This window comes from Janthinobacterium breve (assembly GCF_051380895.1).
Taxonomy (GTDB): Bacteria; Pseudomonadota; Gammaproteobacteria; order Burkholderiales; family Burkholderiaceae_D; genus Janthinobacterium.
Window position 1 is genome coordinate 1 of record NZ_JBNYXY010000011.1, and the last position, 12378, is coordinate 12378.

Consider the following 12378-nt stretch of genomic DNA (forward strand, 5'->3'; position numbering starts at 1 on the left):
TTGATACCGGCCTCACCCTGCAGAAATTGCTGGATCACATCCAGTTTGAACTGCGTACTGTACTTCGCCATAGAAAAAACCCCGAAAGTTGGTGTCCAACTTTCGGGGTTCAGTTCACTTGCGCGGGGCGGCTGGCAACTCAGACCTTGAACAGCAGTCTTACCACATGATGACGCGGTCTTTCGGTGGCAGATACATCTTGTCGCCCGGTTTCACGTCGAAGGCCTGGTAGAAGCCGGGCTGGTTGCGCATGGTGCCGTTGGCGCGGAACTGGCCTGGCGAGTGCGGGTCCGTTTTCAGCAAGACCAGTTGCTGCGCTTCGCGCATCTTCATGCGCCATACCTGGGCAAAGCCCGCATAGAAACGCTGCTCGCCCGTGAAACCGTCGATGACGGGGGCTTTCTTGCCATTCAGCGACAATTTGTACGCTTTGTAGGCGATCGCCACGCCGGAATTGTCGGCGATGTTTTCGCCCAGGGTCAGTTCGCCGTTGACGAAGTGGCCAGGAACAGGGCTGAAGCTGTTGTACTGCGCCACCAGCTGCTTGGTTTTCTTGGCGAAGTTTTTATGGTCAGCCTTGGTCCACCAGTCGCGCAGGTTGCCGTCGCCATCGTACTGGGCGCCCTGGTCGTCGAAGCCGTGGCTGATTTCATGGCCAATCACGCCGCCGATGGCGCCATAGTTGACGGCATCGTCCGCGTTGGCATCGAAGAACGGCGCTTGCAGGATGGCGGCCGGGAAGACGATTTCATTCAGCTCAGGGTTGTAATAGGCGTTCACGGTCTGCGGCGTCATGCCCCACTCGTCGCGGTCGATAGGCTGGCCCAGTTTGTTCAATTCGCGGTTGTAGTTGAGCAGATGCGAACGCTGGATATTGCCGATCAAATCGTCCTGCGCCACCGTCAGGCCCGAGTAATCGCGCCATTTGTTCGGATAGCCGATCTTGGTAGTGAACTTGGCCAGCTTGATCTGCGCCTGTTTCTTGGTGACAGGGCTCATCCAGTCGAGCTTGTCGATGCTTTGCTTGTAAGCCGTCATCAGGTTTTTCACCAGCGCTTCCATGCGCACCTTGCGCTCGGCCGGGAAATATTGCTCCACGTACAGCTGGCCCACGGCTTCGCCCAACGCGCCTTCGACGGCGCCCACGCCACGCTTCCAGCGCGGACGCATTTCTGTCACGCCCGTCAGCGTGGTGCCATAAAACGCGAAGTTTTCATCGACATAGGCTTTCGGCAGATAGCCGGCATTGGCGTGCAGCAAGTGCCACTGGAAATACGCTTTCCACGTCTCCAGCGGCGTCTTGTTGGCGATCTCGGCGAAGCCTTTCAGGTAGCTGGGCTGGCTGACGATCACGTAGTTGACCTTGCCGGCGATGCCCGTGTCCTTCAGGTAGCGGGCCCAGTCGTAGCCTGGCGCCACGGCAGCCAGTTTCGCCAGCTCCACCTTGTTGTAGGTCTTGACGGGGTCACGGTTCTGCACATTGCTCCATTGCGCCTTGGCCAGTTCCGTTTCCAGGGCCAGGATAGCCTTAGCATTGGCGGCAGCGTTCGCGTCGCCGGCCAAACTGAGCATTTTTTCCACGTGGGCCAGGTATTTGGCGCGCGTATCGGCCTTGCCCGCTTCCAGGTAGTAATCGCGGTCAGGCAAGCCCAGGCCGCTTTGCACGATGTCGGCCACGTATTTGGTGGAATCCTTGGCGTCCTGGTGGATGCCGAAGTCGTAAGGCGAGGTCACGCCCAGCTTGCTGAAATGGGCGATGACAGCCGGCAATTCCGCCTTGTCCTGCAGTGCGGCGATCTTCGCCAGCTCCGCGTTCAAGGGGGTCAGGCCCAGGCTTTCCAGCTTGGCTTCATCCATGAAGCTGTTATAAAAATCACCGATTTTCTGGGCATTCGAGCCGGCTGCGCGGGCCTTGTCGGCGCTAGCGCCTTCGACGATGCCGCGCAGCTGCGTTTGCGTATCGTCGGCCAGCTTGGCAAAGCTGCCCCAGCTCGACTTGTCGGCAGGAATGACGGTTTCCGCCAGCCATTTGCCATTCAGGTGCTGAAACAAATCGTCCTGCGCGCGCACGGCAGGGTCAACGTATTCGATGGCGATACCGGACGTCCGCGCCGCAGCGGCGACAGCTGTGGCGGGAGCAGCAGCTTTCTTGGCAGAATCAGCGGCGCCAGCCATGCCGGACACGCCGGCCAGCAAACTCAGAGTCAATGCACTTAACAAATAACGATTCACGGTTGTCCTCTATATTATATTGTGTGGAATATAAGGGTCAGAAGGCCCAAGGCTTCTGGCCCGGTTTTTGACTGTAGCATACCGGCGGAAACGACAGAAAGAACTTTGATCAGAATGCAAAAAAGACCACGCGAGGTGGCCTTTCTTGTTGCTACAGTAGTACGTTTTTCACGATGACACGCACGCGCTTACCAGATGATCACGCGATTTTCCGGGGCAACATACATCTTGTCGCCCGGTTTCACGCCAAACGCTTCATAGAAGCCTGGCTGGTTGACCATGGTGCCGTTGGCGCGATATTGGCCCGGCGAATGGGGGTCGGTCTTGATCTGCACGATCTGCTGTGCTTCGCGCATCTTGCTGCGCCATACCTGGCCAAAGCCCATGTAGAAGCGCTGGTCGCCCGTCAAGCCATCGAGCACGGGCGCCGGCTTGCCACCCAGCGAAATCTTGTACGCCTTGTACGCAATCGCCACGCCCGAGTTGTCGGCGATGTTCTCGCCCAGGGTCAGCGCGCCATTGACGTTGTAGCCAGGCAATGGGCTGTAGCCGTCGTATTGCTTGGTCAGCGCATCGGCTTTGGCGGCGAAATTCTTGCGGTCGGCCGGGGTCCACCAGTCGCGCAGGTTACCGTCGCCATCGGACTGGCTGCCCTTGTCGTCGAAACCGTGGCTGATTTCATGGCCGATGACGGCGCCGATGGCGCCATAGTTGACGGCGTCGTCCGCGTTGGCGTCAAAGAATGGCGGCTGCAGGATGGAGGCGGGGAAGACGATTTCATTCATCGTCGAGCTGTAATAGGCGTTCACCGTTTGCGGCGTCATGCCCCACTCTTCGCGGTCGATCGGTTTGCCCAGCTTGGCCACCTGGCGCGCCGAAGCGAAGTTCGCTGCACGCATCATGTTGCCCATCAGGTCGCCCTGGACGATTTGCAGCTTCGCATAATCGCGCCATTTGTTCGGATAGGCGATCTTCGGCGTGAACTTGGCCAGCTTGGCTTGCGCTTCCTGCTTGGTTTCCGGGCTCATCCAGTCCAGCGTATCGATGCTGTCCTTGTAGGCGGCCAGCACGTTTTTCACCAGTTCCTGCATGTGCGCCTTGCGCTCAGCCGGGAAATATTGCGCCACGTATAGTTTACCGACGGCTTCGCCCAGCACGCCTTCGACGGCGCCCACGCCACGCTTCCAGCGCGGCTGGTTTTCCGTCACGCCACTGAGTACCGTGCCATAGAAGGCAAAGCTTTCATCGACGAAGTTTTTCGACAGGTAGCTGGCGTAGCTACGCAGCAACTGCCATTCGAAGTAGGCTTTCAGGGTGTCCAGGTCGGTCGCGGCCAGCACCTTGTTGTAGCCAGCCAGATAGCTGGGCTGGTTGACGATGACGTAATCAACCTTGTTGGCGATGCCCGAGGCGGCCAGGCCCGCTTTCAAGTCGTAGCCGGGGGTCAGGTCGTTCAGCTTGTTGATGTCGGTCTTGTTGTAGCGTTTGACGGGGTCGCGGTTCTCGACCTTGGTCCATTGCACTTCGGCCAGGGCCGTTTCCAGCGCAACGACAGCCTTGGCGCGGGTGGCAGCATTCTTGTCGCCGGCCATGGCCAGCATTTTTTCCACGTGCGCCTGGTATTTTTCCTTCACGCCAGCTTGCTTGGCTTCCAGGTAGTAGTCGCGGTCGGGCATGCCCAGTCCGCTTTGGCTCACGTAGGCGGCATATTTCGTCGAGGCACGCGCATCCTGGCCCACATACACGGCGTACGGGGTCGACACGCCCGTCTGGCTCAGGTGGGCAATCAGGGCGGGCACGCCTTTCTTGTCGCGCAGCGAGCGGATACGGTTCAATTCGCCGGCCAGCGGCTTCACACCCAGCGCGTCGAGGCGGGCTTCATCCATGAAGCTGGTGTACAGGTCGCCGATTTTCTGTGCTTCGGAACCGGCTTTCTTGTGCTTGTCCTGTTGCGTGGACTCGATGATGCCGCGCAACTGTGGCGTGGTGTCATCGCGCAGCTTGGCGAACGAACCCCAGCTCGACTTGTCGGCAGGGATCTCGGCCGTGGCCAGCCACTTGCCGTTCAAATGGGTGAAGAAATCGTCCTGCACGCGCACAGCCGGGTCGATATACTGCACATCGATGCCGGAAACGACACCAGCGGCGGCAGGTGCGGAAGGTGCGACACTGGGCGCCACGGTCGGTGCGGCAGCGGCGGATGCCGGTTCGGCGGCATGGGCAAACGCAGCCAACAGGGTCAGGGTCAGACTGCTCAAGAGATAGCGATTCACGGATTGTCCTTATGGGGCATGTCAAAAAGACCGGGCAGATAGCTGCGGGCGGATAGCCCGCCGCGCCAGGCGCTGCAGGAATGTAGCACGCGACCATGCCATTTGGCCATTCTTGCCTCCGGACTGCCCCGGAATTACCCCTCACGGAATTACCTCTCAGTTACAGCCTCAGTTGCCGGGTATCGTCATGCCGGCGCCCCCGCTGCCCATGCTCACGCCGCCCATGCCCCCCTTGCCGCCCTTGCGTCCGCCGTGTTCGCCACCGGGCGCGCCGCGCGATTCACTGTGGGGTACGGCGGCGTCCATCACGCGCGCCATCTGCCGGGCGATGAACTGGGCCACCATCTGGCGCTGCTGCTCGTCCAGGGCATCGTTGACGCTGAGCCACCACTCGCGTACCTGCTTTTCTTCTGCCAGGCTCAGCGTGCTTTCATTGTCCAGGCCGGCGAGCAGGTCACGCAACTCCAGGCGGGGCGCCTGCAAGCCCTGCGTCACGCCTGCTAGCAGGCGTTCGCGGCGCGCCTTGCGTTCGCGCAAGAGTTGACGGGTTTTTCCTTCCACCTGCTGCCACAAGGTGGTTTGATTCGCATTGAGTTTCAGTTCCACCTTGAAATCGGGGGCCATGGGCAGCAAGTCTTCCAGGCGCATCTCGGCGATCGGCACGGCCGAGGCGGTCAAGGCGGTAGTGCCCAGCAGGAAAGCCAGGCTGAGGCGGCGCAAGGCGGGGGAAAAGGTCAGCGATGTCATGGGGGCTCCGGATAAAAAAAAGCCTGCGTCCGCAGACGCAGGCAAAACCACTTCGGGTCGAGAATGCGAGTCCACTATAGGGCCGCTGCACACGCTTTTTTTCGACTCTTACAAATGCTTACTCCCCTCAAGATGAACTATACATCGCATACAAAGCCGCAACATATGGCAAGCTGAAAGCCCTGTTTTCGCGCGTAGACTGGACCCAGGTACGCTTTTTCCACGACCGGCCCACGCCGGCAGAGATTCAGGTCTATACTTTCAGGAAAGCGCCGCTCCACGGGGACTGGCGCTTGTGCAAGACACGCTAGCTGCAAAGGTGCAATGATGGGCAAACTCAAAAATACCGGCTTGATCGGCCTGGGCGTGGTGGCTGGCGTCGCCGTGTCACTGCAATTTTCGGCCATGGCGCAAAAAAACGTCGAGCCACCCCTGCCGCTGGAAGAGTTGCGCCAGCTGGCCGATGTGTTTGGCCTGATCAAGTCCGATTACGTCGAGCCGGTGGAAGACAAGAAATTGCTGGAAGACGCCATTTCCGGCATGGTCGCCTCGCTCGACCCCCATTCCGCCTACCTGGACAAGAAAGCCTACGCCGAGCTGCGCGAAGGCTCCGAAGGCAAGTTTGTCGGCCTGGGCATTGAAATCGGCCTCAGCGAAGACGGCTACATCAAGATCGTCTCGCCCATCGAAGATTCGCCCGCCTACCGCGCCGGCATCAAGGCCGGCGATTTGATTACCCGCCTCGATGGCCAGCCCGTGAAAGGCGTCAGCCTCGACGACAGCGTCAAGCGCATGCGCGGCGAACCGGGCACCAAGGTGTCGCTGACGATTGCCCGCAAGGATGAACCCCAGCCGCTGGCCTTCACCATCACGCGCGAGGAAATTCATCAAAAAAGCGTGAAGGCGAAGATGGTCGAGCCGGGCTACGCCTGGCTGCGCGTGTCGCAATTCCAGGAACCGACCGTCGACGACATGGCCGCGCAGATCACTGCCCTGTACCAGCAAGACCCGAACATCAAGGGCATGGTGCTGGACCTGCGCAACGATCCGGGCGGCGTGCTGCAGGGCGCCATCGGCGTCTCGGCCGCCTTCCTGCCGAAGGACGCGGCCATCGTCTCGACCAACGGCCAGCTGCCCGATTCAAAACAGGTGTTCTACGGCCGCGCCGAATACTATACCTTCCGCTCGGAAGGCGATGCGCTGGCGAAATTACCGGCCGCCATCAAGAAAGTGCCGCTGGTGGTGCTCGTCAACACGGGCTCGGCCTCGGCCTCGGAAATCGTCGCCGGCGCCCTGCAAGACTACAAGCGCGCCACCATCATCGGCACGCAAACCTTCGGCAAGGGTTCCGTGCAAACCATCCGCCAGTTGACGGCCGACACGGCCGTCAAGCTGACGACGGCCCGCTACTACACGCCGAACGGGCGCTCGATCCAGGCCAAGGGCATCGTGCCCGACCTGCTGGTCGATGAGAATGCGGACGGCGACGGCTTGAACGGCTTGCGCATCCGCGAAGCGGACCTCTCCAAGCACCTGAGCAACGACCGCGACCAAAGCAGCGCCAACAACGGCGCCAAGGCGGCGCCCGTCAACGACGAGATGGAAGAGCAATTGCGCATCATCGCCCTGGAAAAAATCCGCAAGCCGCTGGAATTTGGCAGCAAGGACGATTTCCAGCTGCACCAGGCGCTGAACCACCTGAAAGGCTTACCGGTGCAACTGGCCAAAGCCGAACCGGTGGTGGTGCAAGCCGACATCAAGAAAGAAAAGAAGAAATAAGCAACACCGCCAGCAGGGGGGCGCAATGCCCCCCGGTCACCCGTCTACGCGACAAAAATCAATCTTCCGCCACACTTCCCCCTCCCCCGCAACACGAAACTCTCTACAGTCGAGTCCGTTTGTGTAAAATTTGCTTCACTTATCGGCAGCGCGCCGATTGCCAAATTTGAAAGTTTAACCATGAAACAAGTCGTCATCAGCGGTACCGGACTGTACACGCCGCCATTTTCGATCTCCAACGAAGAACTGGTCACCTGCTTCAATGCTTACGCAGAAAAATTCAATGCCGATCACGCCGACGCGATCGCTGCGGGCGAAGTGACGGCGCTGGAGCTGTCGAGCGTGGCCTTCATTGAAAAGGCGTCCGGCATCAAGTCGCGCTTCGTGATGGAAAAGGCAGGCATCCTCGATCCGGCCCGCATGGTGTCGCGCATTGCGGAACGGGGCGATGACGAACTGTCCTTGCAGGCCGAGATGGCCGTGGCCGCCGCGCGCGATGCGCTGGCGCGCGCCGGCCGCACGCCGGCCGACATCGACATGGTGCTGGTGGCCTGCAGCAATATGCAGCGCGCCTACCCGGCCATGGCGGTGGAAGTGCAGGATGCGCTGGGCATCGACGGTTATGGTTTTGACATGAATGTGGCGTGCTCGTCCGCCACCTTCGGCATCCAGCAAGCCGTGGCCGCCGTGCAAAGCGGCCAGGCGCGCGCCGTGCTGGTCTTGAATCCCGAAATCACCAGCGGCCACCTGAACTGGCGCGACCGCGACAGCCATTTCATTTTCGGCGACGCCTGCACCGCCATCATCGTCGAAGCGAAAGACACGGCCGTCTCTACGCACCAGTTCGAGATCATCGCTACGGAACTCAAAACGCGCTTCTCGAATGCCATTCGCAACAATTTCGGCTTCCTCAACCGTTTTGATGAATCCGGCGTGGGCAAGGCAGACAAGCTGTTCCGCCAGCAAGGCCGCAAGGTCTTCAAGGAAGTGTGCCCGATGGCGGCCGAGATGATCAAGGCCACCCTGGCCAAGGCCGGCGTGGAAGTGGCGCAAGTGAGCCGCTACTGGCTGCACCAGGCCAACCTGAACATGAACTTGCTGATCGCGCGCCTGATCCTGGGCCGCGACGCCGAGGCCAACGAAGCGCCCGTGATCCTCGACACCTACGCCAACACCTCGTCAGCCGGTTCCATCATCGCCTTCCATACCTATCAGGATGACATGGCGGCAGGTAACTTGGGCGTCATCTGCTCGTTTGGCGCCGGCTATTCCATCGGCTGCGTGGTCGTGCGCAAGGTGTAAGGGTTTGGGGCGGGATGCGCCTGATTCCTTGAATTAGGCGCAGATGCGGGTGGATGGCATGCGTTCGTAGCCACCTGGACGAAGATATAGCGCAAATTTTTTGTAAAAAAAGCGGCAGGAAAATTCCAGCCGCAGCTTTGTTGCGTTTATACTCAATCGCTGAACACCCTCTTTTTCCATCCGCACGACTCCATAAGGAACCCACCACGCATGCCCCATGACATCAGTCTGATCACCACCATAGCCGCCGCCCTCGGGTTCGGCCTCATCTTCGGCTTCATCGCCGCGCGCCTGAAACTGCCGGCATTGGTCGGCTATCTGGCTGCCGGCATCATCATCGGACCGGCCACACCCGGTTTTGTGGCGGATGCGGAAATAGCCGGGCAATTGGCGGAAATCGGGGTGATGCTGATGATGTTCGGTGTCGGCCTGCACTTTTCCATCGAAGATTTATGGGATGTGCGCAAGATCGCGCTACCCGGCGCCATCCTGCAGATCGGCGTCGCCACGGCGATGGGCATGGGCCTGGCCCACTGGTGGGGCTGGACACTCGGTGGCGGGCTGATCTTTGGCCTGGCCCTGTCCGTGGCCAGTACCGTGGTGCTGCTGCGCGCGCTGGAAGAACGGGGCATCCTCGACTCGCTCAACGGGCGCATCGCCGTCGGCTGGCTGGTGGTGGAAGACCTCGTCACCGTGCTGGTCCTCGTGCTGCTGCCGGCATTTGCCGGTGTGCTGGGTGGCAAAGTTGCGCCGGATGCCGAGGCCGTCAGCCTGTGGCAAACCCTGGCCATTACCCTGGGCCAAGTGGCCGGCTTCATCGTCTTCATGCTGGTGGTGGGCCGCAAGCTGTTCCCATGGATCTTGTGGCAAGTGGCGCGCACCGGTTCGCGTGAACTGTTTACCTTGTGCGTGATCGCCGCCGCCGTCGGCATCGCCTACGCTTCGACCAAGCTGTTCGGCGTATCGTTTGCACTGGGCGCCTTCTTCGCCGGCATGGTGCTGCGCGAATCCGAACTCAGTCATCGCGCCGCGGAAGAATCGCTGCCCCTGCGCGACGCCTTCGCCGTGCTGTTCTTCGTTTCCGTCGGCATGCTGTTCGAGCCGAATATCCTCATCGACAAGCCGCTGCAAGTGCTGGCCGTGTGCGCCATCATTATCTTCGGCAAGTCAATCGCCGCCTTTTTGCTGGTGATGGCCCTGCGCTATCCGCCGAAAACGGCCATCATCGTCTCGGCCAGCCTGGCGCAGATCGGTGAGTTCTCGTTCATCCTGGCCGCCCTGGGCCTGTCGCTGGGCCTGATGCCGCAGGAAGGGCAAAGCCTGATTCTGGCCGGCGCCATCCTGTCCATCGCCCTCAACCCGCTGGTGTTCAGCATGGCCAAGCCGCTGCTGCGCGTGATCGGCAACAGCGATTTCGCGCGCAAGTTCGAACGCACTACCGACCCGCTGGCAGAGCTGCCGATGACGGTGCCGCAGGAAAAGCTGTCGGGGCAAATCGTGCTGGTGGGCTATGGCCGCGTGGGCCGGCGCATCGCCGCCGCCCTGATGGAGCGGGGCATTCATTTCGTCGTGGCCGAGGAAAACCGCGAAATCGTCGACCAGCTGCGCAAGCAGGGCATCCCGGCCGTGGCCGGCAATGCGGGCGAACCGGCCGTGCTGATCCAGGCGCACATCACGCACGCCACCATGCTCGTCATCGCCACGCCGGACACCTTCCACGTGCGCGCCATGATCGAGACGGCGCGCGCGCTGAACCCCACCATCCTGACGGTGGTGCGCACGCACAGCGAGGAAGAGGCGGAATTGCTGCGCGCGGAAAACGCGGGCAAGGTGTTCATTGGCGAGCACGAGCTGGCGAATGGCATGGCCGAGCACGTGCTGCAGAGTTTTGAGGCGGTGAAAAAGGGGCATGGCGGGCATTGATGCCGCAGCATACTTAACAGCACTATTCTAGATGGGGCCAGGCCTGAAAGGACTGGCCCCATTTTTTATAGACTCGCGGCCAGCTCCGCGCCTTCCCGTATGGCCCGCTTGGCATCGAGTTCCGCCGCCAGCGCGGCGCCGCCGATTTTATGGAAGCGGGGGCCGCCCGACGCAAGCGGCTTGCCATCCTCGTCGACGGGCGGCATGAGTTCCGTCAAACTGTCCTGGCCTGCGCAGATGACCACGTTGTCCACCGCCAGCAGGCGCTGCTCGCCGCCCACCGTGATGTGCAAGCCCTGCCCGTCGATCTTGTCGTAGCTTACGCCGGCCAGCATGGCCACGCCATTGCGCGCCAGGGCCGCGCGGTGCACCCAGCCCGACGTCTTGCCCAGGCCCGCGCCCACCTTCGACGTCTTGCGCTGCAACAGGAAAATCTGCCGCACGGGCACAGGTGCCACGGGTGGCACCAGGCCGCCACCCGTGGCCGCATTCAAGTCCACGCCCCACTCGCCCGCCCACGTCGCCACGGGCTGGGGCAGCGGGTGCGCCGGGTCGTGCAGCAAATATTCGCCCACGTCGAAGCCGATGCCGCCCGCGCCGATGATGGCCACGCGCGCGCCGACAGGCTTCTTGGCTTGCAGCACGTCCAGATACGACAGCACTTTCGGATGGTCGATGCCGGGAATGGCCGGCAGGCGCACCTTGATGCCCGTGGCGATGATGACGTCATCATAGCCGCCGGCCAGCAATTGGTCGCGCGTGACACGCTGGCCCAGGCGCAGCTTGATATTCGACAAGGCGATGCGGCGGGCAAAATAGCGGATGGTTTCCGTAAATTCTTCCTTGCCCGGTATCTGCATGGCCACCTTGAACTGCCCGCCGACGCTGTCGCTGCTGTCGAACAGGGTCACCTCGTGCCCGCATTCGGCGGCCACGGTGGCGGCCGACAGGCCGGCCGGCCCGGCGCCGACGACGGCCACCCGGCGCGGCACGGCCTTTTTCGCGTACACGAGCTCCGTTTCATGGCAGGCGCGCGGGTTGACCAGGCAGCTGGCGCGCTTGTTGGCAAAGGTGTGGTCCAGGCACGCCTGGTTGCAGCCGATGCAGGTATTGATCTCGTCGGCGCGGCCCGAGGCGGCCTTGGCGACAAAAAACGGGTCGGCCAGGAAGGGGCGCGCCATCGACACCAGGTCGCAATCACCCCGTTCCAGGATGGCGTTCGCTTCGTGCGGCATGTTGATGCGGTTCGACGCCACCACGGGAATGCTCACTTCCCGCCGCAAGCGGCCCGCCACGCTGGCAAACGCGGCGCGCGGAACCGAGGTGACGATGGTGGGGACGCGCGCTTCATGCCAGCCGAAGCCCGTATTGAGTATCGTCACGCCAGCCTGTTCCAGCGCCCTGGCCACCGTCACCACGTCGTCCCAGGTATTGCCGCCCTCGACCAGGTCGAGCAGCGAGTGGCGATACATGATGATGAAGTTGGGACCGACGGCGGCGCGGATGCGGCGCACGATCTCCACGGGCAGGCGCATGCGGTTCTCGATCGTGCCGCCCCAGCGGTCCTGGCGCAGATTCGTGCGCGCACATAGGAACTGGTTCAACAGGTACCCTTCGCTGCCCATCACCTCGATGCCGTCGTAGGCGGCCTTTTGCGCCAGGCGTGCGCAGCGCACGTAGTCGCAGATGGTGCGCTCGATGCCCCGTTCGCTCAAGGGACGGGGGCGGAACGGCGAAATCGGCGATTTTTTTGCCGACGCCGAGACGACGAAGGGCTGGTAGCCGTAGCGGCCCGCATGCAGGATCTGCATGACGATCTTGCCGCCCTCCTCGTGCACGGCGCGCGTCACCTTGCGGTGGTTCGGCACGTCGCCGAGGAAATTGAGGGTGCCGCCGAACGGCAGCAGCCAGCCCTGGCGGTTCGGCGAGATGCCGCCCGTGACGATCAGCCCCACGCCGCCCCGCGCCCGTTCGCGGTAAAACGTGGCCAGCTTGCCATAATGATAAAACCGGTCTTCCAGGCCCGTGTGCATGGACCCCATGATGACGCGGTTGCGCAAGGTGGTGAAGCCCAGGTCGAGCGGGGCCAGCAAATGGGGATAGGCAGTCATGGTCGGTCCGA

7 protein-coding genes are annotated in these 12378 nt (G+C 61.8%); 3 read left to right on the forward strand and 4 right to left on the reverse strand.

The window, feature by feature from the left end; all coding sequences use genetic code 11:
* Positions 1 to 159: 159 nt before the first annotated feature.
* From ACQ4W0_RS22165 to ACQ4W0_RS22175, 3 genes are all read right to left on the reverse strand, one after another.
* A complete protein-coding gene (locus ACQ4W0_RS22165) occupies positions 160 to 2232 on the reverse strand; it encodes a M13 family metallopeptidase (protein WP_436578726.1) in 2073 nt (690 codons plus the stop codon).
* A gap of 188 nt (positions 2233 to 2420) precedes the next feature.
* Complete coding sequence (locus ACQ4W0_RS22170) at positions 2421 to 4505, reverse strand: M13 family metallopeptidase (protein WP_436578727.1); 2085 nt, start codon at positions 4503 to 4505, stop codon at positions 2421 to 2423.
* Positions 4506 to 4673: 168 nt separating this feature from the next.
* Positions 4674 to 5252, reverse strand: a complete 579-nt coding sequence (locus tag ACQ4W0_RS22175; protein WP_436578728.1) for a hypothetical protein — start codon at positions 5250 to 5252, stop codon at positions 4674 to 4676.
* 324 nt (positions 5253 to 5576) lie between these two features.
* Between ACQ4W0_RS22175 and ACQ4W0_RS22180 the strand changes: the two genes are divergently transcribed.
* The 3 genes from ACQ4W0_RS22180 to ACQ4W0_RS22190 all read left to right on the forward strand — a co-directional run bounded on the left by ACQ4W0_RS22180 (position 5577) and on the right by ACQ4W0_RS22190 (position 10256).
* On the forward strand, positions 5577 to 7031 hold the full coding sequence (locus ACQ4W0_RS22180) for a S41 family peptidase (RefSeq protein WP_436578729.1): 1455 nt from the start codon (positions 5577 to 5579) through the stop codon (positions 7029 to 7031).
* 180 nt (positions 7032 to 7211) lie between these two features.
* Entirely contained in the window at positions 7212 to 8333 is a 1122-nt protein-coding gene (locus tag ACQ4W0_RS22185) for a beta-ketoacyl-ACP synthase III (protein ID WP_436578730.1), read from the forward strand.
* A gap of 210 nt (positions 8334 to 8543) precedes the next feature.
* Positions 8544 to 10256 carry a cation:proton antiporter domain-containing protein gene (locus ACQ4W0_RS22190; RefSeq protein WP_436578731.1) on the forward strand — a complete coding sequence of 571 codons (1713 nt, stop codon included), beginning with the start codon at positions 8544 to 8546 and terminating at the stop codon, positions 10254 to 10256.
* Between the two features lie 65 nt (positions 10257 to 10321).
* Here ACQ4W0_RS22190 and ACQ4W0_RS22195 read toward each other — a convergent pair whose 3' ends face one another.
* Positions 10322 to 12367, reverse strand: coding sequence for an oxidoreductase (locus ACQ4W0_RS22195; RefSeq protein ID WP_436578732.1), 2046 nt, complete (start codon positions 12365 to 12367; stop codon positions 10322 to 10324).
* Positions 12368 to 12378 lie beyond the last annotated feature (11 nt).